The sequence below is a fragment of the Agromyces sp. MMS24-K17 genome (genome assembly GCF_043950245.1).
In the GTDB taxonomy this organism is placed as follows: Bacteria; Actinomycetota; Actinomycetes; order Actinomycetales; family Microbacteriaceae; genus Agromyces.
The window spans coordinates 144,879-168,918 of sequence record NZ_CP171640.1 but is presented as its reverse complement, the minus strand read 5'-3'; the positions used below and the strand labels follow the sequence as shown (position 1 = coordinate 168,918).

Genomic DNA, 24,040 nt, shown 5'->3' with positions numbered 1-24,040 from the left:
TCAGGCCCCTCCGAACGCGAGGCTCGGGCGGGGTCCGCCCCCGTCGGGCCACACCTTGCCGAGCACGCCGGCGACGACGGCCCACTGACGGTGCTGCTCGTCGAGCGCCGCGGCGCCCTGCTCGCTGAGCCGGTAGTGCTTGCGCGGCCGCCCGGCGTCGGACTGCCGCCATTCGCTGCGCACGTGCCCGAGCCGCTCGAGCCGGTGCAGCAGCGGGTAGAGCATGCCGTCGCTCCACTCGAGCTGTCCGTCGGAGAGGTCGGTGATCCGTTGCAGGATCGCGTACCCGTACGACTCGCCCTCGGCGAGGATGCCGAGGACCACGGGCGTGGCGGCGGCCGCCACGAGGTCCTTGCCGATGCGCATGCCGCACTTCCTTCCAGCGGGCGGATGCCCCGGCGGGACATCCGCATACCTCGGTCTGTCAGATACCCCGAACTACAAGGTACCTAGATCCACAAGGTATCACCGCAGCCGCCCACCGTCGAGCGCGGGCGGCCTCCGGTTCCGTTCACGGCGGTTGTTCTCCGGCGCGGAAATCCCGCGGAAGTTCACCCCCCGGAACGTCGGGTCGGCCCGCCGCGTCGGGCGCAGGGTGGTTCACACAGGCCAGCGGATGCCCCGGCACGAGGCATCCGGACCCACGATGAGGAGCACGACGATGAGCACCATCCGCCCCGGCGACCAGACCCAGACCGCAGCCGAGCTCGAGCTCGAGTGGAGCGCCGACCCGCGCTGGAACGACATCCGCCGCGACTACACGGCCGAGGACGTCGTCAGCCTCCGCGGCCCGGTCCGCGAGGAGCGCACGCTCGCGCGGCGCGGCGCGGAGAAGCTGTGGGAGGACATCCGGCGGAACACCGGCACCGCGTTCGAGCGCATGGACGACCCGGAGTGGTCGGCCGCCCTCGGCGCCCTCACCGGCAACCAGGCCGTGCAGCAGGTGCGCGCCGGCCTCAAGGCGATCTACCTCTCGGGCTGGCAGGTCGCGGCCGACGCGAACCTGTCGGGCCAGACCTACCCCGACCAGTCGCTGTACCCGGCCAACTCGGTGCCGGCGGTCGTGCGCCGCATCAACAACGCACTGCTGCGCGCCGGGCAGGTCGAGCAGGGCGCGGCGGGCCCCGATGGCGACCGCGACTGGATGGCCCCGATCGTCGCCGACGCCGAGGCCGGCTTCGGCGGCCCGCTGAACGCCTACGAGCTCATGCACCAGATGATCGAGGCGGGCGCGGCCGGCGTGCACTGGGAGGACCAGCTCGCCAGCGAGAAGAAGTGCGGCCACATGGGCGGCAAGGTGCTCGTGCCGACGAGCCAGCACATCCGCACCCTGAACGCGGCGCGCCTCGCGGCGGACGTCGCCGGCGTGCCGACGATCATCATCGCCCGCACCGACGCGCTCGCCGCGACCCTGCTGACGAGCGACCACGACGAGCGCGACCGTCCGTTCGTCACGGGCGAGCGCACCGCCGAGGGCTTCTACGAGGTGCAGAACGGCATCGAGCCGGTCATCGCCCGCGGCCTCGCCTACGCCGAGTACGCCGACCTGCTCTGGGTCGAGTCGGCCGAGCCCGACCTCGACCTGGCCCGCCGGTTCGCCGAGGCGGTGCACGCGAAGTTCCCCGGCAAGCGGCTCAGCTACAACTGCTCGCCGAGCTTCAACTGGAAGCGTCACCTCGACGACGACCAGATCGCGAAGTTCCAGCGGGAGCTCGCCTCGATGGGCTACGCGTTCCAGTTCATCACCCTCGCCGGCTTCCACTCCCTGAACCACGGCATGTTCACCCTCGCGAAGGAGTACAGCGAGCGGCACATGTCGGCCTACGTCGAGCTTCAGGAGGCGGAATTCGCCTCCGAGGCCGCCGGGTACACCGCCACGCGCCACCAGCGCGAGGTGGGCACCGGCTACTTCGACCGCATCGCCACGGCGCTGAACCCCACCAGCGCGACGCTCGCCCTCGTCGGATCGACCGAGGAAGACCAGTTCCAGCACTGAGGTCTCGAGACGCGTCGTCGCTTCGCGTCGGCGCTCCTCGACCACCGAACAGGAGACGATCATGAACACCCTCACCATCGACCGCACGGATGCCCCGCCGCGGGCGGCCTCGCAGGCCGATCCCACCGCCCCGCAGACGGGGAGCTTCCAGACCGTCCAGCCCCGCATCGAGGTGACCGCGCCGTTCCGCGAGCGGTACGACGAGATCCTCACGCCGGGCGCCCTCGAGTTCCTCGCGGAGCTCCACGACCGGTTCGCCGGCACCCGGCACGAGCTCCTCGCCGAGCGCCTGCAGACCCGCGTCGACGCGGCGAACGGGCGGGACCCGAGGTTCCTCCCGGAGACCGAGTGGATCCGGCGCGACCCGACGTGGCGCGTCGCCGGCGCGGCGCCCGGGCTCGAGGACCGCCGGGTCGAGATCACCGGCCCGACCGACCGCAAGATGGCCATCAACGCCCTGAACTCGGGCGCGAAGGTCTGGCTCGCCGACCAGGAGGACGCCACGAGCCCCACCTGGGCGAACGTCGTCGAGGGGCAGCTCAGCCTCTTCGACGCACTGCGCGGGCAGCTGTCGTTCACGAGCCCCGAGGGCAAGGAGTACCGCGTCGAGCGGGACATCCGGGATGCCCCGACGATCGTCATGCGGCCGCGCGGATGGCACCTCACCGAGAACCACGTGCGGTTCCACGACCGCTCCGGCCGCGACATGCACGCGTCGGGCTCGCTGGTCGACTTCGGGCTCTACTTCTTCCACAACGCACGCCGGCTCGTCGAGCTCGGCCGCGGCCCGTACTTCTACCTGCCGAAGCTCGAGACGCACCGCGAGGCGAAGCTGTGGAACGACATCTTCGTGTTCGCGCAGGAGCGCCTCGGCCTGCCGCAGGGCACCGTCCGCGCAACCGTGCTCATCGAGACGATCCAGGCCGCGTTCCAGATGGACGAGATCCTCTACGAACTGCGCGACCACTGCGCGGGCCTGAACGCCGGCCGCTGGGACTACATCTTCTCGATCGTGAAGACCTTCCGCTGCCGGGGACGGCGGTGGGTGCTGCCCGACCGCAAGCAGATCACGATGACCGTGCCGTTCATGCGGGCGTACACCGAGCTGCTCGTGCAGACCTGCCACAAGCGGGGAGCGCATGCCATCGGCGGCATGAGCGCGTTCATCCCGAACCGTCGCGATCCCGAGGTCACCGAGCGGGCGCTCGCCGCGGTCGCCGCCGACAAGCGCCGTGAGGCGGGCGACGGCTTCGACGGCACCTGGGTCGCCCACCCCGACCTCATCGCGACGGCGCGCGCCGAGTTCGACGCGGTGCTGGGGGACCGGCCGAACCAGGTCGATCGCCTCCGCGACGACGTCGAGGTGACGGCGGCGCAGCTGCTCGACATCCCGTCCGCCGGCGGCGAGGTCACCGAGGCGGGCGTGCAGGACAACATCTCGATCGCGATCCGCTACGTCGAGTCGTGGCTGCGCGGCACGGGCGCGGCGGCCATCGACAACCTGATGGAGGATGCCGCGACCGCCGAGATCTCGCGCTCGCAGGTGTGGCAGTGGCTGCACGAGAACACGGTCACCGCCGAGGGCACGCGCATCGACCAGACGTCGATCGTGCGGCTCATGGCCGCGGCGGTCGCGGCGCTGCCGCGCTTCGAGGGCGACCGGTTCGACGACGCCATCTCGGTGTTCCGCACGGTCGCGCTCGAGCCCGAGTTCCCGACGTTCCTGACGGTGGGCGCGTACGCGCGGTACTTCTGATCGGCACGTGACCGGGACTCCCGCGGGGAAGCGGGAGCGGATGCCCCGGCCGGACGACCTCCGGCCGGGGCATCCGTGCGCCCGGGGCATCCGCCCGCGTGGGCTCGCCGCGGTCGCCGCGTGGCCCTCCGACGGGGGTAGGGTGTCCCGGTGACCGGAGTACAGGTGCGACGCGCGGGCCAGTCTGATGCGGCGGAGCTCGCCCAGGTGGCGGCCGTGACCTTCCCGTTGGCGTGCCCGCCGCACACGACCGACGAGGCGAAGCGGGCGTTCATCGCGGCGCACCTGTCGGAGGCGCGGTTCGCGGAGTACCTCGACGATCCGCGCCGGCTGCTGCTCGTCGCGGAGGACGAGCACGGCGCCCTCGGGTACACGATGCTCGTGCTGGGGGAGCCGTCCGATGCCGACGTCGCGGCCGCGATCACGCTGCGGCCCACGGTCGAGCTCTCGAAGTGCTACACCCTGCCGCGGGCGCACGGGTCGGGCGCGGCATCCGAGCTGATGGCCGCGTCGCTGACGGCCGCCGCCGAGTGGGGTGAGCCGAGCGACGCGGAGGAGGGCGCGACCGAGCGCCCCGTCGGCGTCTGGCTCGGCGTGAACCAGGAGAACGCCCGCGCGCAGCGGTTCTACGGCAAGCACGGCTTCGAGCGGGTCGGCCTGAAGCGGTTCCTCGTGGGCGACCGGTACGAGGACGACTTCGTCTACGAACGGCCGCTCGCGCCGGCCGCCCGCAGGGCCGCGGCCGCGGACTTGACCGCCTCGTAGCCCTCGAGCGCGGCCCGGCGCCCCTCGGCGAGGTCGATGATCGGCTCCGGGTAGGCGTCGGTGCCGGCCTCCGGCACCCATCGCCGCACGTAGGCGCCGTCGCGGTCGAACTTCGCCGCCTGGGCCTCCGGGTTGAACACGCGGAAGTACGGCGCGGCGTCGGCGCCCGAGCCGGCGACCCACTGCCAGTTGAACGGATTCGAGGCCGCGTCGGCGTCGACGAGGGTGTCCCAGAACCATTGCTCGCCGAGCCGCCAGTCGATGCGCAGGTGCTTCGCGAGGAACGAGGCGACCACCATGCGCACGCGGTTGTGCATCGAGCCGGTCTCCCAGAGCTCGCGCATGCCCGCGTCCACGAGGGGGACCCCGGTGCGGCCGTGCCGCCAGGCCTCGAGGGCCGCGTGGTCGAGCGGCGGCCACGGGAAGGCGTCGAACTCGGGCCGCAGGTTGCGCGTGGCGAGGTCCTCCGCGTGGAACGCGACGTGCCAGGCGAACTCGCGCCAGCCGAGCTCGGTGCGGAACCGCGCCGCGCCCTCGCCGGGCCGGCGCCGCACCGCCTCCCAGGCCTCGAACGGGCTGAGCTCGCCGAAGCGCAGGTGCGGCGACAGGCGCGAGACCACCGGATGCCCCATCCGGTCGCGGCCGTCGGCGTAGTCGTCGACCTCCTCGTCGACGAACTCGGCGAGCCGTTGGTGCGCCGCCGCGGCACCGGGGGTCCACGTCGCGCGCAGCCCGCCGGCCCAGTCGGGCGCGGTGGGGCGGAGCGTCCAGTCCTCGAGCGCCTCGCCGTCCGGGACGGCGGCGGCGTCGCCGGGGCCGGCGCCGGCCCCGGCCGCGTGGCTGCGGGCAGGGGAGGGCACGGGCAGCGGATGCCTCGGCTCGGGGGCCGCGAGGCAGGTCCGCCAGAACGGCGTGAACACGGCGTACGGCGCGCCCGCGCCGGTGCGGATCGTCCACGGCTCGTACAGGAGCGACGCCGGGAAGCTGCGCACCTCGATGCCCTCGGCGCGCAGGCCCGCCTTCAGGCCGGAGTCGACCTCGCGCTCGGCGGCGCCGTACCGGCGGTTCCAGGTCACCGCGTCGGCGCCCGACTCGGCGACGAGGTCTCGGACGACGTGTGCGGCCGGTCCGCGGCGGAGCACGAGCGGGATGCCGAGGTCGTCGAGGTCGGCGGCGAGCGCGGCGAGCGAGCCGTGCAGCCACCACCGCGCGGCGCCCCCGAGCGGGCGGACCCCGGCGGATGCCTCGTCGAGCACGTAGGCGGCCACCACGGGCCGTCCGCGCTCGATCGCCGCGTGCAGCGCCGGATGGTCGGCGACGCGGAGGTCGTCACGGAACCACACGAGGGTCGGACGGCCGGTCATCCCGGCACGCTACCGCGGACCGGCGCTGGGTTACAGTTCTCCCTGTGTTCGAGTACGCCCCTGCCCCGATCGGCACGAAGCCGGGCTTCGCGATCGTCACCGGTCGCTTCGTGACGCTGTTCGGGCACGACACCGGTGCCGAGTTCGCCGGCGAGCTGTACGCGCTGCTCGAGAACGAGCAGGCCGAGCTCGCGGACGTGCTCGACCTGCTCGCCCTCGACGGCGGGCCGCCCGACTGCGGCATCGTCGAGGTCGTCGACCCGGACGCGCGGGCCGTGCACGTCGGCGTGCGCGGCGCGGTCGACGTGGTGATGGACGGCGTCGCGTCGACGAAGTTCTCCGGCCCGGGCGGCGGCGCCTGGGTCGTGGGCGAGGCATCCGGCATCGACGGCCTGCGGCTCGCGATCGGCGAGCCCGGCGGAGGCGGCGACCGCCTGCCCGTGCAGCGCGGCGTCGTGCGCACGACCGAGATCGCCATGGCGCAGGCCCGCGTGAGCGTCCGCCGGCCCGCCGAGGACGTCTCGACCCAGCCCATCACGCTGCCCGACCTGCCGGGCGAGGCCGGGCTCGTCGGCGCTCTCGCCGCCGGCGAGCCGGTCGACGGCGCGTCGTCGGACGACGGGGTCGGCGCCGTCGGCTCGCCGGTGCGAGAGGCCGTGCGCGAGCGCATCGAGGCGGCGGCGCCGGAGCCGCGCCGGGTGGCCCTGCCGGTCGCGGAGGCGCCGAGCGCCGCCGAACCCGCGGCCGTGCCGCGCGCGACCGCGCCCGCGACGGCGGCGCCGGCCGACTGGATCATGCGGCTGCCCGACGGCAGCGAACTCCGCCCGCCCGTCGTCTTCGGGCGGCGACTCGACCCGGGCACGGGCAACGCCGTGCACGTCGTCACGCCGTCGCCGCGGCGGGAGATCTCGGGCCGGCACGTGCAGGTCGAATGGGACGGCGCCGGTGTCGCCGCGGTCGACCTCGGCTCGACGAACGGGACCATCGTCCGGTCGGGTGCGCGAGCGCCCCGGCTGCTGATCCACAGCGAACGGATCGTACTCTCCGCTGGAGATATACTCGACCTCGGTGAGTCGTACCTCGTGACCGTCGAGGTGGCCGGGGGGCCTCGCTAACCACGACGGGTCGGTCAGCCCGAAGAGCTGGCACGGAAGGACTCGAGGGTGGCGAGACGGCGAACGGCGACGCCCCCTGCCATCGCGGGCTTCACCTACGTGCGTCCGCTCGGGTCCGGTGGCTTCGCCGACGTGTTCCTCTACGAGCAGGACATGCCGCGCCGCGTCGCCGCAGTGAAGGTGCTGCGCGCCGACGCCGTCGACCCCGAGGTCCGCCGCAGCTTCAACGCCGAGGCCGACGTCATGGCCCGGCTGTCGACGCATCCGGCCATCGTGACGATCTACCAGGCGTCCATCTCGGCCGACGGGCGCCCGTACCTCGCGATGGAGTACTGCCCCGACACCATGGCGGCCCGCTACAAGCAGGCCCCGCTCGGCGTCGCCGAGGTGCTCGACGTGGGCGTCCGCCTCGCGGCCGCGCTCGAGACCGCGCACCGCGCCGGGCTGCTGCACCGCGACATCAAGCCGTCGAACGTGCTGCTCAACACCTACGGCGCCCCCGTGCTCGCCGACTTCGGCATCGCCGCGGCGCTCAACGCGACCGGCGAGGCCGAGGTGTTCGCGATGTCGGTGCCGTGGAGCGCTCCCGAGGTGCTCCGCGAGGAGGTCACCGGCACCGTCGCGAGCGAGGTCTGGAGCCTCGGCGCCACGCTGTACACGCTGCTCGCCGGGCGCAGCCCGTTCGAGCTCGACGACCGCTCGCGCAACACCAGCGACCAGCTCGTGAAGCGCATCGTCAAGGCCTCCTACGCGCGCGTGCCCGTCCCCGGCATCCCGCAGGAGGTCGATGCGCTGCTCGCCGCTGCGCTCACGCGCGACCCCGCGAAGCGCCCGCCGTCGATGGCCGCGTTCGCCGACCTGCTGCGCAACGCGCAGTACCGGCTGCACCAGCCCGTCACCGCCTTCGAGGTCGCGGCACCCGAGTGGGCCGGCGCGGCGCCCGTCCGCTTCGCCGACTCGACCGCGCGCGGTCCCGTGATCACCACCGTCGCCTCGACCTCGCGCCGCGCGGCTCGCGCCGCCAAGCGGGTCGGCGCCGAGGTCGACCGCGACGGCCTGCCCGTCGCGACGACCGCACCACGTCGACCGGTCGCCGCCGGGCTGATCGGCGCCGGCATCGGCGTCGCCGCGGTCGCCGTCCTCGTGGTGCTCGGCCGGATCACCGGGCTCCTCTGATGGCCCGCTCGCCCGAGCGCCGCCGAGTGCGGCGCGGCACCATCGCGGCCCTCGTGGCCTCCGTCGCCGTCGTCGGCGTCGTGACGACCCTCGCCGTGACGAGCGCCGGCTACGAGTCGCAGGAGGTGCCGCGCCTCGAGTCGGCGGTCTGGGTCACCCGCGACGACGGCCGCTACGGGCGCGTGAACACCGACCTCGCCGAGCTCGACACCGTGCGGTCGGTGACCGACCCGAGCTCGGTCGCGCAGGACGGATCGACCGGGGTGCTGTTCAGCGGCGGCCTCCGGGAGCGCTGGGCGATCGACCCCGCGCAGCCGCGCGACCTCGTCGAGGCATCCGCCGACGGCGCGGCCGTCGAGACCGCGGCCGCCTCCGACGACGGCCCCGTCGCCGACCCGACGCCGGAGGGCACGCGCGAGCTGGCCGCCGCCGGGGCGTACCTCGCCTATCGCAGCGACACCGGGCGCATCTCGCTCGGCACGGTCGGCACGCCGAACGTGACGACCATCGATCCGTTCGCCGCCGAGGAGGCCGAAGGCGACGACGCCGAGCCGGCGAAGGCGTACTCCGCATCCGCCGTCGCGATCGACGAGCGCGGCCGCCTCGCCGCCTACTCGGCCGCCGAGGGCGCGGTGCGCGTGTACGACGCCGACGCCGGCGACTTCGTCGGCGGAGCCGTCGAGCTGCCGGAGGCCCCGGCCGCCGACGCCCGCCTGCTGCTCGCGATCGTCGGGGGCCGCTGGATCCTCGTCGAGCCCGGCGCCGGACTGGCGTGGGCCGAGGGCGGCGACGAGCCGTTCGAGGTCGACGTCGAGGCCGATGCCGTGATCCAGCAGGGCTCCACGCTGTCCGGCCCCGTGCTCGTCGCCGACGGGAAGGGACTCGTCTCGATCGACCCCGCCGACCGCACCGCCGATCGCGTCGCCGACGCCACCGGCATCCCGGCCCAGCCGGTGCGGCTCACGGGCGGCGAGGAGGTCGCGGCCTGGCTCTCCGACGCGGGCGGCACCATGTGGACGAGGTCGGGCGGCGTGCGCACGCTCGAGATCTCCGACGACGCGCTCCGCCAGGCGTCGGCGATCACGCCGGTGCTCCGCACCAACGGCGACCGCGCCGTGCTCAACGAGACCGCGACCGGCCTGCTCTGGACGGCGCCCGACGGCCGGGCCATCCCGCTCGCGCAGTGGGCCGTCGACGACGAGGAGGACCGCGAGCAGGGCACCATCCTGGTCGACGACGTCGCCGAGCAGAAGCCGCCCGTCGCCGTGGCCGACGAGTTCGGCGTGCGCAGCGGGCAGCTCGTGCGCCTGCCGGTGCTGCTCAACGACCACGACCCCAACCGCGCCGACGTGCTGACGATCGCCGCTGGGTCGGTGACCCCGCTCAGCGACCCCGGGTTCGGCGAGGTGACCGTCGTCGGCGACAGCCAGACGCTCGCCGTCCGCGTGACCGCCGAGTCGGGATCGGCGACGTTCCAGTACGCCGTGTCCGACGGCGCCGCCGCCTCGGCGCCCGCGACGGTCACGCTCACCGTCGTCGACCCGTCGCAGAACTCCGCCGCCGAGTGGTGCGGCGTCACCGAGTGCCGCCAGGTGTGGCCGAGCCCGCAGGTGCTGCCCGGCGGCACCGCGATCGTGCCCGTGCTCGACGCCTGGGTCGACCCGGAGGGCGACGCGTTCGTGCTCTCCGACGCGCACGCGGCCGAGCCCGGCGCGCCGGTCACCGTCGTGCCGCGCGCCGACGGGCGGGTGGCGATCCGGCACACCGACCCCAACGCCGACGAGGCGCGGATCCCGGTCGTCGTGACCGTCACCGACGCGAACGGCGCGACGGCCGAGAAGACGCTCGACCTCGTGGTCTCGGCGTCGTCCTCGCTCGCGGCCGCATCCATCGCCGTCACCGGCGGCGCCGGTGAGACCGTCACCGTCAAGGTCGCCGACCACGTCACCGGGGGCTCCGGCGCCTTCCGCCTGCTCGACGCCGTCGACTCGGCCGGCGGGGCCTCGGGGCTCGTGGTGACGCCGAACGCCGCCGCCGGCGAGATCGAGCTCAGCGCCACCGAGCCCGGCGAGCACGCCGTCACCTACACGGTCGTCGACTCGGTCTCGCAGGCCGAGCAGTCGGCGACCATCCGCTACAGCGTGGTCGACCGGGCGACGCCGCTCGCCATCGCACCGCTCACCGCGTTCGTGCGCCCCGGCGAGGACACCACGCTCGACGTGCTGAGCGCCGTGCAGAACTCGACCGGCCGGGTGCTGCTGCTCAGCGACGCGACCAGCTCGAACGGCGACCTGAACGTCGGCATCGTCGGGGCCTCGCAGCTCCGCCTCGCGATCGCGGGCGGCGTGGTCGCGGCGGATGCCCCGGCCCTCGTCGGCCGTGCGCGCGTCACGGTCGCCGACGGCACGGGTGCGGCCGTGTTCGGCGACGTGAGCGTCTTCCTCGCCGCCGACTCGGGCGACGACGCCCCGATCGCCCTGCCCGACAGCGTGACCGTGCGCGCCGGTGCGCTCGCCGACATCGACGTGCTCGCGAACGACGTGAGCCCGCGCGGCGCCCGGCTCCTGCTCGACCACCGGGTGGTCGGGTCGGAGGCCGACGGCGAGCTCGCGTTCGCCTCGGGCGACGTGCTGCGGTACGTGGCGCCGCCGACCGCGGGCACCTACCGGCTGACCTACGCCGTGGCGCTCGAGAGCGACCCGGACCTCGTCGACCACGCGACCGTCACCGTCACCGTGCTGCCGGCGGGCGTCAACCGGGCGCCGCGACCGGCCGCGCTCAACGCCAGGGTGCTGAGCGGCCAGTCGATCGAGATCGACGTGCCCGCCTACGGCGTCGACCCCGACGGCGACCGGGTGGTCCTCACCGCCGTCGGCCAGCCGGCCGTGGGCTCGGGCGTCGCGACGATCGGCGCCGAGGGCGACACGATCGTCTACCACGCGCCCGGCGTCGGGGTGCCGGGCGGCCAGCTCTCGTTCGAGTACACCGTGCGCGACCCCGACGGCGAGGTGGGCACGGGCATCGTGCGCGTCGGCGTCCTCGACGCCGAGCTCGCCGACGCCGCCCCGGTGACCTTCAGCGACTACGTGCGCACCACCCGCGGCGCCGAGACCCCGGTGACCGTCGCTCCGCTCGCGAACGACCGCGACCCGGCGCTGGGCGAGCTCGAGCTGATCGGCATCCAGCCGAACGTGCCGGCGACCTCGCCCGAGTACGACCGGCTCGACGCGCTCATCGACGAGGCCACCTCGCTCGAGGAGGGCCGCGCGGTCATCCGCGCCGGCGACGTGGCCGGCACGAACTCGTACCTGTACACCGTGCAGTCGAAGGCGACGTCGTCGACCGCGCAGGGCCTGATCGTGGTGAACGTCGGCGAGCAGGCGTCGGTCGACCACCTGGTCGTCGCCGACACCGTCGTCACCGCCCGCAACCGCGGCGAGTTCGAGTCGGCCGGCCTCGACGTGGTGAGCGGCAAGGTCGAGTGGGCCACGGGCGACGTGTCGACCCTCGGGCTCGAGCTCTGGGGGCCCGGTGCCGGCCGGTACTCCGTCGACGGCTGGCGCATCTCGGGCACGCTGCCGGCGAAGGGCGACCTCGTGCCGTTCCGCGTCGCCACCGCCGACGGCGAGGTCGCCGCGTACGGCGTGCTCCGCATCCCGGCGTTCGACGACCTGCCGGTGCAGCTCCGCGCCGACGCGAAGCCGATCGAGGTCGCCGAGGAGAAGACCGCCGGGTTCGACGTGCGCGACCTCCTCGACCTCGCCTCGGGCGACCGGGTGCAGCTCGGCGACGGCCCGTACACCGTGCAGCGCCAGAACTCGGCGTGCCGCCCGGCCGGCTCGGGCAAGGCCGAGTACCAGGCCGGCCGGGAGGCCCCGTGGACCGACACGTGCCTGCTCGCCGTGCGCCTGCAGGGCCAGTCGCGCTGGTCGGCGCTGGCCGTGCCGATCGACGTGCAGCCGAAGGACCCGCAGGCCCAGCTCGGCGCGATCTCGCGCACGGTCGCGCCCGGGGCGACCGAATCGATCGCCCTGTACGACGCGATGACCACCTGGGAGGGCGGCCGCGTCGGCGACCGGGCCGCACTCGACTACCGGGTCTCGTTCTCGGGCTCCTCGTTCCTCATGCGCGCCTCCGGCGACCAGGTCGCCTTCGAGGCCCGGGCCGACGCGGTGCCCGGCACCCGCGAGAGCGCGACCGTGTCGGTGTCGGCGTTCGGCGGCATCTCGGCGACGATCACGCTCGTGGTCGGCGTCGCGCCGCCCGACGCCCCGCGAGGCGCCACCTTCACCAAGGAGTGCACGGTCAGCGCGGGCTCCTGCACGATCCCCGTCGTGGGGCTCGGCGGCGAGTACGACCCCTTCACCGGCAAGACCGGCGCGGGGCTCTCCCTCGTGGCGATCGGCGCCGGCGGCGGCGGGGTGCGCTGCGACGTGGCATCCGTGTCGATGTCGGGCACGACCGCCGTCACCGCGAGCTTCCCGAGCGGCCAGACCGCCTTCGGCGGCACCTGCGTGGTGCCGTTCACCGTGCGCGACGCGCAGAACCGCACCGGCCAGGGCACGCTCACCATCGACGTGCTCGGCTATCCGCAGCGCCCCGCGAGCATCTCGACGGTCGCGTACAGCGGCACCGGGGTCACCCTCGAGGTCGCGCTCGGCGAGGCCGCGCGTGCGCACCCGCCGGTCACCGGCGTGCGCATCTACCGCGACGGACGAGACCAGGGCGCCGACTGCTCGAGCGGCCTCTCCGGCGTGTACCGCTGCGTCGTCGGCGGGCTCGCGAACGGCACGCGCACGAGCTTCACCGCCCGCGCCGTCAACGCCGTCGGCGAATCGGTCGACACGAGCGCGGTGACGACCTGGGCGTACCAGGCGCCCGGCATCGGCCGGGTCACGGCGACGCCGGTGTACGAGCGCAACCGCACCTCGACGAACAACGCCGTGGTCGAGCTGCAGATCGAGTCGAGTGACGACACGAGGCAGCTGCGCATCGAGCAGGTGTGGAAGACGATCGACCGCACCGGACCGGTGACGACGGTGCGCCTCGACCTGCGACCCGGCTCGCAGCTGCTCACCGTCGTGCCGATCAGCGTCTACGAGCCGCCGATCGCCGGCTCGCCCGACGGCGCGTCGGCGAACGTCGCCGTCGTCGCGGCCGGCGCGCCGAGATTCACGACGTCGATCCAGGCCGGCGCCACGAGCAACACGTCGATCCAGGTGTCCGACGCGAACGTCGACGGCAACGGGAGTGCGCTGCCCACCGAGGTGACCTACATCGCCTGGGACCGCGGCTCGACCCCGCGGTGCGACATCGACGCCTCCGGGGGCGGCCTCACCGTCTCGGGGAACGGCAACGCCGTCGTCTCGACGTCGGCGGCGCTCGCCGGGCTCGAGGACTACGAGTGGTACGAGGTGAAGGCCTGCGCGACCAACGGCTTCGGCCTGGCCGAGTCGAACACCGTGCGCGCGCTCACCTACACGTCGGCGCCGCCGCCCACCGGCACCACGAGCTACGCGATCGCGACGACCGCCGTGCGCGACGGCACGTCCACCACCTACCGGTACCCGCTCAGCAGTGCACCGTCGGTGTCGACGCCGTCGTCGAAGTTCCACCTCGAGTACTTCCTGTACGGGTCGTGGCAGCAGTCGTTCTCGTTGAACGCCGGGCAGGCGCCGGGCGACGTCCGCGTGCGGGCGTGCCGCTGGACGAACACGAACTGCACGGGGGAGACCGCCGTCTCGTGGACCGGCGCGCCGACGACCGTCGACGTCACCTTCCCGACCCAGTGCGTGTGGTCGGTCGACAACGGCACCGTGATCGTGTCGCAGGCGGCCGCCGGCTCGTACAACGCCACCGGGGTGCCCGCCGCCGACGGGCTCACGACCACCGTCACCGTGCGATTCTCCGGGCAGTACGCGGGGCTCACGGCGGTGAGTCACGTCGTCGACGTCTGCCAGCCGGATCCCGGACCGACGGACCCGCCCACCGATCCCGGGCCGACGGATCCGCCCACCGGCGGCACCGGCGGCACCGGCGGCACCGGTGGCACCGGCGGAACCACTCCCTGACCCGACCCAGTAGCCCTCGCCCCCGCGCGACCCGGCCCCACAGCCACCCCGAGAGGACGACCCCATGACGATCGCCCAAGTCCAGACGACCTGGTTCGCCGAGACGTTCTCCCTGCTCGCCGAGAACGTCGAGCAGGCGATCCTCGGCAAGCGCCACGTCGTCGAGCTCGTGCTCGCGACCGCGATCAGCGGCGGGCACGTGCTGCTCGAGGACTACCCGGGCACCGGCAAGACCGCCCTCGCCCGGGCGATCGCGCAGACCGTGCACGGCACGAACTCGCGCATCCAGTTCACGCCCGACCTGCTGCCCGGCGACGTCACCGGCGTCACCGTGTTCGACCAGAAGAAGGGCGAGTTCGAGTTCCACGCGGGCCCGATCTTCGCGAACATCGTGCTCGCCGACGAGATCAACCGCGCGAGCCCGAAGACCCAGTCGGCGCTCCTCGAGGTGATGGAGGAGGGCCAGGTCACCGTCGACGGCGTGACCCGCCCGGTGGGCGACCCCTTCCTCGTGATCGCGACGCAGAACCCGATCGAGCAGGGCGGCACCTACCGGCTCCCCGAGGCGCAGCTCGACCGCTTCATGATCAAGACCTCCGTCGGCTACCCCGACGACGCGGCGACCCTGCGCATCCTGCAGGGCGTCGCCGAGCCGCGTCGCACCCTCGAGGCGGTCGCCGGCACCGACACGGTCGTCGCGATGACCGACCTCGCCCGCGGCGTGTACGTGAACCCGCTCATCTCCGACTACATCATGCGCATCGTCGACGCCACGCGCCGGGCGACCGAGGTGCGCCTCGGCGTCAGCGTGCGCGGCGCGATCGCGCTCAGCCGCCTCGTCATGACCTGGGCCGCCGCCCACGGGCGCAGCTTCGTCACCCCCGACGACGTCCGCGACCTGGCCGTGCCCGCCCTGTCGCACCGGCTCGTGCTCGAGCCGGAGGCCGAGTTCGACGGCGTGACCGCCGTGGCCGTCATCAACCAGATCCTGCTCGACGTTGCTCCGCCGCGGGAGAACGGGACCCAGTGACCTTCCACACCGAGTCGCGCCTCACGCGCACCTCCCACGGCACGGGTACCCGCACCCGTGCGGGGACGGTCACGCGTGTCGCCGCCGCGGGTCGCGGCGGCCCGATGGCGCGCGCCCTGTGGACGGCGCGGGTCGGGTGGATGCGCACGCGCCGAGCGCTGGCCACGGCGGCGCGGTGGCTCGGCGAGACGGTCTCCCCGACGGGGGCGCTGCTGCTCGTCGTCGCGGTCGCCGGCGTGGTGGGCGGTTCGGTGTTCGGCTGGGTGGAGGCGTGGGTCGCGGCCGCCGTCGCGGTACTCCTCCTCGTCGTGTGCGTCCCGTTCCTCCTCGGCACGCACGATTACCGGCTCGAACTCGTGCTCGACCGCGACCGCGTGGTCGCCGGCTCGCAGGTGCACGGCCGGCTCGACCTCGTGAACCGGGGCCGGCGGGCCGCGTTGCCGGGCGTGGTCGACATCCCGATCGGGGCCGGCCTCGTCGAGGTGCACGTGCCGCTCCTGCGCGGCGGGCACGCCCACAGCCAGGCGCTGGAGATCGGCACCGAGCGCCGCGGCATCATCGACGTCGGCCCGATGACGGTCTCGCGCGGCGACCCCATCGGCATCCTCCGCCGCGAGCAGCGGTGGCCCGAGGTGCAGCGCGTGCACGTGCACCCCGTCACCATCCCGATCCCGAGCACCAGCGCCGGGCTCGTCCGCGACCTCGAGGGCTCGCCGACCGGCGTACTGGTCGACGACGACCTGTCGTTCCACGCCGTCCGCGAGTACGTGCGCGGCGACTCGCAGCGGCACGTGCACTGGAAGGCGACGGCCAAGACCGGCCGGCTCATGGTCCGCCAGTACGAGGAGAGCCGCCACGCGCGCATCGCGGTGCTGCTCGACGTCGACCTCGACGAGTTCGCGTCGGAGGACGAGTTCGAGACGGCCGTGAGCGCGGCGGCCTCCCTCGGCCTCCAGGGCGTGCTCGCCGGTCGGGATGTCTCGGTCGGCGTCGGCGGCATCCTGCCCGAGCTCGGCGGGCGCGAGGTGCAGTCGCTGCGCACGCTGCCGACCCAGACCCCGCGGGCGCTGCTCGACGCGATGGCCGGCGTCGAGTCCGACGAGCGGGCGACCCCGCTCGAGGTCTCCGCCTCGCTGGCGGCGCAGACGTACGAGCGCCTCTCGATGGTGTTCCTCGTCACCGGGTCGCGGATGCCGCTGCAGCGCATCCGGCAGGCAGCGATCGCGCTGCCCGGCGGCGTCGCGGTCGTGGCGGTGCGCTGCGAGCCGGGCGCCGAGCCGACGGTCCGGACGGCGCGCGAGGTGACCGTGCTCACCATCGGCGCGCTCGGCGACCTCGGCCGGATGCTGGCGAGGGGAGCGGCGGGATGACCCGGGTCGAGCCGTCGCAGGCCCGCCGCATCGACCGCGCGCCCCGCGAGCAGGCGGGCGTCGCGTGGGTCGGATTCGCGTACGTCGCCGTGGGCGGGGCGATCGCGGCCTGGGCCGCCTGGCCCATCCACGAGGTCTGGCGGGTCGCGCTCGTCGCCGCGGCGGGCGTCGCCATCGGGCTCGGCGCGGCCCTGCTCGGCCGGCGCGTCGGCGGCGGCCACGCCCTCGGCGCCCTGCTCACCGCGCTGTTCGCGTTCCTCGGCTTCGTCGTCGCCGTCGTGCCCGTCGCGATCCCGTCGGCGATGTCGTCGGTCGACGCCGTGGCCCGTGGCATCCGCGACGGCCTCACCGGCATCGTCCTCGGCTGGCGGCAGGTGCTGACCGTCGAGCCGCCCCTCGGCGAGTACCAGGCCGTGCTCGTGCCGTTCCTCGTCGCGGTGCTGGCGGCCTCGGCGCTCGCCGGCGCACTGGTGATCCGCGGGGGCCGCGTCGCTCCGCTCGCCGCGCTGCCGGTGCTCGCGATGACGGTCTACGGCATCGCGTTCGGCGTGAGCCGGGTGAGCGGCGCGCTGGTGCTCGGCGGGCTCGAGCTGCCGGCCGCGCGCGAGCTCGCCCTCGGCGTCGCCGCCCTGCTCGCCGCCGGCACGTGGCTGCTGGTTCGGAGCCGGATGCTCCGCGCCCGCGCGCTGGCGCGGGCACGGGCGGGCACCGTCCGCACCGGATCGGGATCGGCGTGGATCGCGATCCGCCGCAACGCGCTCGCCGTCGCCATGGTGACGGCCGCGCTCGTCGGCGGCATCGCGCTCGCGCCCGCCGCGGCGGGCCTGGTCGACCGTTCCGCGCTCCGCGACGAGGTCGAGCCCGCGATCGTCGTGCAGCGCCAGGCCAGCCCGCTCGCGTCGTACCGGTCGTGGTTCGCGGGCGAGCGGTACGAGGAACCGGTCGTCGAGGTGTCGGGCGACCTGGCCGACGTCGACCGGCTGGCCTTCGCGACCCTCGACGCGTACGACGGCGAGGTGTTCCACGTCGCCGCCGACACCCGGTACACGCGACTGCCGCGGACCGCGGCTCCGGGCGAGGCGACCGCCGAGGTCGACGTGGTCGTCGGCCCGGCCTACTCGGGCGTGTGGGTGCCGGTGCCGACCGCGCTCGCGGCGGCGCCGGTCTTCGCCGGCGCACGAGCCGAGGCGCTCTCCGACGGCTTCCACGTCGCGGGCGCCGGCGGCGCGATCGACGTCGCCGACGACGACGGCACCGTCGGCCTTCACCCGGGCGACCGCTACCGGGTGATCGCGACGCGAACGGATGCCTCGACCGCCGCCATGACCGCGTTCACGGGGGCCTCGGGTGCCGGGGCCGGGCTCAGCGCCGACGAGTACCCCGCACTGGTCGACTGGGTCGAGCTGCAGGACGTCCCGCGCACCGGACAGGGCTACCTCGAGCTCGTGGACCGGCTGCGGGCGCGCGGCTACCTGAGCCACGCCGTGCTCGACGGGCCGGACGCCGCGGGCTGGATGTCGGCGCTGGCCTCGGGCGGGGGCTACGCGTTCCTGCCGAGCTACGCCGGGCATTCGCGCGCCCGCGTCGAGGAGCTCTTCACGTCGCTCGGCGAGCAGCAGCGCAAGGCCGGGCCCGGGGCATCCGATGCGGCCCTGATCGCGGGCGTCGGCGACGACGAGCAGTTCGCGGCCGCGGCCGCGCTGCTCGCCCGGCAGTTCGGCTTCGACTCGCGCATCGTCCTCGGCATGCGCCTGCCCGGCGCCGAGCCCGTCCCCGGCGTCGTCACCTGCGACGGCGTCTGCACCGGCGCGTCGATGACGGCCTGGGTCGAGGTGCGCGCCCCCGGCGGGGAGTGGGTCGCCGTCGACGCGACCCCGCAGTACGCGAGCCAGCCCTCGATCATCGCCGAGGGCGAGCAGCTGCCGAAGAACGCGACGACCCCGGAGCCCATCACCTCGGAGCCCGTCGACCCGCCGCGCGCCGACAGTGATTCCGCCGAGTCGGCGGCGCCGCCGACCATCGACGACCAGGCCGACGCCGGGTCGTGGTGGGAGGCGCTGCGGTGGTCCGTGCTCGGCGCCGCGGCCCTGCTCCTGCTCGGGCTGCCGCTCATCGCGGTGCTCGCCGCGAAGTCGACCCGCTCGCGGAGTCGGGCGAGGGCCGCCGATGCCGAACTGCGCACCGTCGCGGCCTGGGAGGAGCTCGCCGACCTGTACGCGGACCGTGGCATCGCGCTGTCGTCGACGGCGAGCCGCGCGGCCGCAGCCGCCGCCACGGGCCGTCCCGCGGCGACCGAACTCGCGGCCCTCGTCGACCTCGCGGTGTTCTCCCCGCACCCGCCCGGTCCCGACGTGGCCGACCGCGCGTGGCAGCTCGTCGAGGCCGAGCGGGCGGAGCTCGCCACCGGCCGAGGCCCGATCGAGCGCCTCCGCGACACCCTGACCCTGCGCTCGTTCGTCGAGCGCGTGCGCACCATCCCCCGCCCGGGCGACCGCCCGGGCCGTCTCGAGGAGCTGGCCGAATGACCGATCCCAACGCACTGTCCGTCGCGATCGCCGGCATCGTGTCGCTGATCTACGTGCTCGTGTTCGTCGGCGCCTACGTATGGACCGGGATCGCGTTCGCGAAGCTCTTCAGCCGGCTGTCGATCCAGCCGTGGCGCGGCTGGGTGCCCGTGCTCAACTTCGCCGAGGTCTACGCGCTCGGCGGCTTCCCGCGCTGGGCGGCGCTCGTGTACCTCGTGCCGGGCCTGCAGGTGGTGGGCGCGGTGCTGTTCGCGATCTCGGCGCACCGGCTCGGCCGCCTGTTCGGGCGCGGCACGGGCTCGACCGTGATCGCCTTCCTCATCCCGGCGCTGTGGGCCACCCTGCTCGGATTCAGCCGCACGGCACCCGATCCCGAGCACGGACGCCTCGACGCGGCGCTGGCGCCCGTCGGTGCGCCCGGGGCGACCGGTCCGCTGGCCGACCTCGGCGCGGGGTACGGCCAGGTGCCGCCGCAGCCGCTGGCCGGGCCGGCCGGGTACGCGCCGGTCGCCGCGTTCCCGGCGGTGCCGCCCGCCCCCGCAGCTTCGGGCGCCGAGGTGGGCCTGGCGCCGGTCGGGGCCTGGCCGGCGCCCGCACCGGGCTCCGGGTACCCGGTCGAGGCGCCGTACGGCGCGCCGGCGTACGCCGACCCGGCGTTCGCGGCGCCGGCATATGCCGACCCGGCGTACGCGGCGCCGGCCCCTGCCGCGCCGGTGTACGCGGCACCCGACCACGTGGCACCCGCGGCCGCGGCACCCGTCGCGCCCGAGTTCCTCGCGCCGGACGCGCCCGTGCAGACCCTGCCTGCTCCGGTCGAGGCCGCGCCCGTCGATCCGGTCGCTCCGGCCGCGGACGCATCTGGGGCCCCCGCCGACCCGGGTAACCCGTGGGCGCAGCCCGCGCCGGGGGAGACGAGCTGGTCGGCCCGCCCGTTCGCCCCCGCCCCGGCCACGGAGCCCGCGTACGGGTCCGCACCGGCACCGGCACCGGCACCGGCACCGGCACCGGCACCGGCCGCGGAGCCGCGGCAGCCGGTCGCGCCCATCGTCGCCGCGGTGCCCGCGCCGACCATCGAGGTGCCCGCGGCGCTCCTCGCCCCGCCGGCGCCGGTCGCGCCCGCTGGCCCGGCCGCGCCGGCGGCACCGGCCGCGCCGCCCGCCACCGCCGCGACTGCCGCCCCGGCCCAGGCGGACGCCGCCTACGGGGTGGAGTTCGCCGACGCCCCGACCATCATCCCCGCGGAGCCGCTCGCCCTCGACGAGGACGACTACGAGTCGACCATCGTGGTCGACCGCCGGCCCCGCATCGACTGGCGCCTCGTGCTCGACGACGGCGAGGTGCTCCAGCTCCTCGGGCGGAGCGTGGTGCTCGGTCGCAACCCGGCCTCGGCCGACGGCGACGACCAGCGGCTCCCCGTTCCCGACTCCACCCGCACGCTGTCGAAGACCCACGCGCGCCTCGTGCTCGACGACGGGCGCTGGACGATCACCGACCTCGGCTCCACCAACGGCGTCCTCGTCGACGAGGGCGGCGAGGAGCGGCTCGTCGACCCGGGCGTGCCCGTGCCGGCCGACGGGCGGTTCGTGCTCGGCCGGGTCGGCATGCGCATCGAGCTGGCGGGCGCCTCGTGACGGCCGTCCCGGTGCTCGTGAGCGCCGCGTCGGCGACCGACCGGGGACGCCGCCGCGAGGTGAACGAGGACGCCGTGCTCGCCGAGTCGCCCGTGTTCCTCGTCGCCGACGGCATGGGCGGGTACGAGGCCGGCGACCGGGCCAGCGCGGCCGTCGTCGACGCCTTCCGGCGCCACGCCCTGGTGGGCCCGGTGACGACGCTCGAGGCCGTTCGCGACGCGCTCGCCGCCGCGGACGACGCCGTCGCCGAGGTCGCCGCCGAGACGTCGAAGGGTGCCGGCAGCACCGTCACGGGCGTCGCGCTCGTCGACGACGACGGCACGCCGAGCTGGCTCGTGTTCAACGTCGGCGACTCCCGCGTGTACCGGCACCTCGGTGCCGAGCTGCAGCAGCTGACCGTCGACCACTCGCTCGCACAGGAGCTCGTCGACGGCGGCTCGCTCCGGCGCGACGACATGCAGGCGTTCGCCCAGCGCAACGTCATCACGCGTGCGATCGGGGCGCCCGACAGCACCGCCGACAGCTGGCTGCTGCCCATCACCAACGGCGAGCGGCTGCTGCTGTGCTCCGACGGGCTGACGAGCGAGGTGTCCGACGAGGCCATCCGCGCCACGCTCACCATGGCCGGCCGGCCGGAGTCCGCCGCGGAGGCGCTCGTCGCCCGTGCGAACGAGGCAGGTGGCCGCGACAACATCACGGTCGTCGTGGTCGACGTCGTCGCCGGCGGTGGCGTGGTGCGCTTCGACGGGGCCACCGGTTCGGCCGACGAGATCCCGGTCGACTCGACGATCGACGGCACGACCATCCCCGTGCGTCCGGGGCCGGGCGCGTGACCCGCGACGGCGGTGCCGGGCTCGCCGAGGCCGACGGCATCGACGAGCGCACGGTCGTGGTGCGCCGCGACGACGTGGTGGTCGAGGAACGCACCGTCGTCGTCGTGCGCGAGCAGCCCGGCGGCCCGTCGGCGGACTGGTCCGACAGCGCCGACGCCCGCGCCGACGTCGACGTGGACGAGTTCGACCGCACGGTCGTCGTGGGGCGCGCCGACGCCGATGCGGACGCCGAGGTGGACGAGTTCGACCGCACGGTCGTCGTGGGTCGCGCCGACGCCGACGCGGACCGCACGGTCGTCGTGCGCCGATCCGGCGACGCGGGCGGGGCGGACGGCCCGGCGACGGACGCCGACGACGAGGAGGACGAGGACCGTACCGTCGTCACCGGCCGGTCCGCCGGCCGGCAGGGCGGCCGGAAGGGCGCGACGACCGGAACCTCGTCGGGGGCGGACTCCGATCCCCGCGCGTCGCGGGAGGCATCCGCAGCGGCACCCCCTGGGAAGTCCGCCACCCGGCGATCGGCCGGCGGCCGGCGCGCGCTGACCCCCGCTCCACTCGATCCGGCGACCCTGCGTCCGGCGCGGCCGGGCGCCGGGGCCGGCGCCGTGGACCCGTACGCGCCCCGGCCCGTGCCCCGCCACGCGGTCTTCCCGCCGCAGGTGCCCGCCGACGAGGCGCCGACCCGCGACACGGCGGTCGCCCGGCCGTCGCTCGCGCGCGCGTCGCGGCGGGGGGCCGGCGTCTCGCTGGTGCTGGTCGCCGGGACCACGGTCGTCGCCGCGGGAGGCCTCGTGGCGCTCGCGGTGCTCGCGATCTCCTGGCTCTGACCCGCGCGTCCCGGCCCGCGAAGCCCCGGCCAGCGAAGCCTCGCCGCGCGCAGCCCCGCCGCGCGCAGCGTCGCCCCGCTCAGCCCTTGGCCGCGCAGCCCCGCCCCGCTCAGCCCCGGGCCGCCGCCTCCGCGCGGGTCGCGGCGCTCCGCGCGATCCAGCGGATGCCGAGTCCGGCCGCGAGGAACACGACGGCGAGGATGCCCCACCCGGCGAGACCGAGCGTCTCGGTGGTGCCCGCGACCACGAGGGGCGCCGCCATCGCGCCGATGGAGTACCCGGCCGAGAACAGGCCCTGGTAGGTGCCCATCCGCACCGGGTCGGCCAGCTCGAAGCCGAGGCCCCAGCCGCCCGCCTGCGAGAGCACCTCGGCGAACGCGTGCGCGATCGCGGCGGCGAGCACGACGACGGCGGCGAACCAGGCCGGCAGGCCTGCGGCGAGGGCGTAGACCACGCAGGCGGCGGCCATCAGCCAGGCCGCGATGCCGGCGGCGCGGCCGGCGATGCGCAGGTCGTGCGTGCCGCGGGAGAGCGGCACCTGGAAGCAGATGACGATCGCCGTGTTCAGGATGAGCACGGCCGCCACGAGCACCTCGGGAGCGTGCGTCTGCTGGGTGATCCAGAGCGGCACGGCCAGCTCGCCGACGCCGAACTGCATGCCGAACACCGCGCAGAGCGCTGTGAGCAGCAGGTAGCGCGGGTCGCGCCACGGCGAGTGCGCGGCCGCGGCCCGGCGGGCGGCCCGGCGGGTCGCCGCGGTGTCGATCGAGCCGGTCTCGGTGCGCACGTCGGCCGGCGTCGCGGCTTCGTCGACCGGCCGCACGTCGACGGAGGCGGGCAGGCGCACGAGCCGCACCAGGGCGAGGAGGTACGAGATCGCCGCGAGCACGAGCAGCACGCGGTACGCATCGCCGGTGCCGATGGCGAGGGCGATCGCGCCGATGCCGGAGCCGACGGCGATCGCGATGTTCGTGACGGTGCGTAGCACGGCGCGTGCGTGCACGCGACCGTCGGGGCCGAAGGCGCGCGCGATGATCGCCATCCGGGCGGTGTTCGCGGCCTGGCCGAACCCGCCGACGATCATGCCGACCACGAGCGCCGCCGTGAAGTCGCCCGCGATGGCGTACCCGAGCAGGCCGAGCCCCTCGAGTGCGGTGAACGCGAGGAGGAGCCGGCGGGCGGGCAGGCGGTCGGCGAGCCATCCGCCCGCGAACGAGGCGAGCACGCCGGCGGCGCTCGACGCGGCGAGGATGACGGCCACCTCGCCGGCCGTGAGGCCGATGACGAGCGTGAAGTAGAGCACCGTGACGGTGAGGAAGATGCCGCGGCCGACGCGGCCGATCAGCGTGGCGGTGACGAGGATGCGCAGCACCGGGTCGGAGACCGCGTCGAGCACGCGGGCGATCGGGCCGCGGCGGACCGGTGCGGATGCCTCGGTGGCGGGTGCGGGCGAGGACGCCGATGCGGCGGCTGCCGCGTCGATCGCGGGGACCACGCCGGTGTCGGCGGGAGGGGGAGGTGTGGGGGGCACGGAACAGTTCTCGCAGAGGCATCCGGCCGGGGAAAACGATGTAGCGTTCT

At 75.0% G+C, this 24,040-nt stretch carries 15 protein-coding genes; 12 read left to right on the top strand and 3 right to left on the bottom strand.

All coding sequences use genetic code 11. The annotated features are described in order from the left end of the window. Entirely contained in the window at window positions 1-366 is a 366-nt protein-coding gene (locus ACGGZK_RS00665) for a PadR family transcriptional regulator (protein WP_395244348.1), read from the bottom strand. 295 nt (window positions 367-661) lie between these two features. Here ACGGZK_RS00665 and aceA point away from each other — a divergent pair, with 295 nt between their 5' ends. The 3 genes from aceA to ACGGZK_RS00650 all read left to right on the top strand — a co-directional run bounded on the left by aceA (window position 662) and on the right by ACGGZK_RS00650 (window position 4,517). Then, entirely contained in the window at window positions 662-1,996 is a 1,335-nt protein-coding gene (gene aceA / locus ACGGZK_RS00660) for an isocitrate lyase (protein WP_395244347.1), read from the top strand. A gap of 61 nt (window positions 1,997-2,057) precedes the next feature. Beyond that, the gene (gene aceB / locus ACGGZK_RS00655; protein ID WP_395244346.1) at window positions 2,058-3,752 is read left to right on the top strand and encodes a malate synthase A; all 1,695 of its coding nucleotides are present in this window, start codon (window positions 2,058-2,060) and stop codon (window positions 3,750-3,752) included. Between the two features lie 150 nt (window positions 3,753-3,902). After that, a complete protein-coding gene (locus ACGGZK_RS00650; protein ID WP_395244345.1) occupies window positions 3,903-4,517 on the top strand; it encodes a GNAT family N-acetyltransferase in 615 nt (204 codons plus the stop codon). Here the strand turns inward: ACGGZK_RS00650 and ACGGZK_RS00645 are convergent. Beyond that, window positions 4,454-5,881 (bottom strand): cryptochrome/photolyase family protein, encoded by a 1,428-nt coding sequence (locus ACGGZK_RS00645; protein ID WP_395244344.1) that lies wholly within the window; start codon window positions 5,879-5,881, stop codon window positions 4,454-4,456. The two genes, ACGGZK_RS00650 and ACGGZK_RS00645, sit on opposite strands and share 64 nt — an antisense overlap. 44 nt (window positions 5,882-5,925) lie before the next feature. Here ACGGZK_RS00645 and ACGGZK_RS00640 point away from each other — a divergent pair, with 44 nt between their 5' ends. From ACGGZK_RS00640 to ACGGZK_RS00600, 9 genes are all read left to right on the top strand, one after another. Then, a complete protein-coding gene (locus tag ACGGZK_RS00640; RefSeq protein WP_395244343.1) occupies window positions 5,926-6,996 on the top strand; it encodes an FHA domain-containing protein in 1,071 nt (356 codons plus the stop codon). A 48-nt stretch (window positions 6,997-7,044) separates the two neighbouring features. Then, window positions 7,045-8,172: a serine/threonine-protein kinase gene (locus ACGGZK_RS00635; RefSeq protein WP_395244342.1), complete on the top strand. Its 1,128-nt coding sequence runs from the start codon at window positions 7,045-7,047 to the stop codon at window positions 8,170-8,172. After that, window positions 8,172-14,243, top strand: coding sequence for an Ig-like domain-containing protein (locus ACGGZK_RS00630; protein ID WP_395244341.1), 6,072 nt, complete (start codon window positions 8,172-8,174; stop codon window positions 14,241-14,243). Before ACGGZK_RS00635 ends, ACGGZK_RS00630 begins: the two co-directional genes overlap by 1 nt. Before the next feature lie 64 nt (window positions 14,244-14,307). After that, complete coding sequence (locus tag ACGGZK_RS00625) at window positions 14,308-15,273, top strand: AAA family ATPase (RefSeq protein WP_395244340.1); 966 nt, start codon at window positions 14,308-14,310, stop codon at window positions 15,271-15,273. After that, window positions 15,270-16,643 (top strand): DUF58 domain-containing protein, encoded by a 1,374-nt coding sequence (locus ACGGZK_RS00620; protein ID WP_395244339.1) that lies wholly within the window; start codon window positions 15,270-15,272, stop codon window positions 16,641-16,643. The genes ACGGZK_RS00625 and ACGGZK_RS00620 overlap by 4 nt, the downstream gene beginning before the upstream one ends. Beyond that, window positions 16,640-19,168: a transglutaminase domain-containing protein gene (locus tag ACGGZK_RS00615; RefSeq protein WP_395244338.1), complete on the top strand. Its 2,529-nt coding sequence runs from the start codon at window positions 16,640-16,642 to the stop codon at window positions 19,166-19,168. Before ACGGZK_RS00620 ends, ACGGZK_RS00615 begins: the two co-directional genes overlap by 4 nt. Continuing rightward, complete coding sequence (locus tag ACGGZK_RS00610) at window positions 19,165-20,799, top strand: DUF5684 domain-containing protein (RefSeq protein WP_395244337.1); 1,635 nt, start codon at window positions 19,165-19,167, stop codon at window positions 20,797-20,799. The genes ACGGZK_RS00615 and ACGGZK_RS00610 overlap by 4 nt, the downstream gene beginning before the upstream one ends. Continuing rightward, window positions 20,796-21,632, top strand: a complete 837-nt coding sequence (locus ACGGZK_RS00605; RefSeq protein WP_395244336.1) for a PP2C family protein-serine/threonine phosphatase — start codon at window positions 20,796-20,798, stop codon at window positions 21,630-21,632. Before ACGGZK_RS00610 ends, ACGGZK_RS00605 begins: the two co-directional genes overlap by 4 nt. Further along, window positions 21,629-22,459 carry a hypothetical protein gene (locus ACGGZK_RS00600; protein WP_395244335.1) on the top strand — a complete coding sequence of 277 codons (831 nt, stop codon included), beginning with the start codon at window positions 21,629-21,631 and terminating at the stop codon, window positions 22,457-22,459. The genes ACGGZK_RS00605 and ACGGZK_RS00600 overlap by 4 nt, the downstream gene beginning before the upstream one ends. Window positions 22,460-22,568: 109 nt before the next feature. Here the strand turns inward: ACGGZK_RS00600 and ACGGZK_RS00595 are convergent, their stop codons facing one another. Beyond that, window positions 22,569-23,990, bottom strand: coding sequence for an MFS transporter (locus ACGGZK_RS00595; protein WP_395244334.1), 1,422 nt, complete (start codon window positions 23,988-23,990; stop codon window positions 22,569-22,571). Window positions 23,991-24,040: the final 50 nt, after the last annotated feature.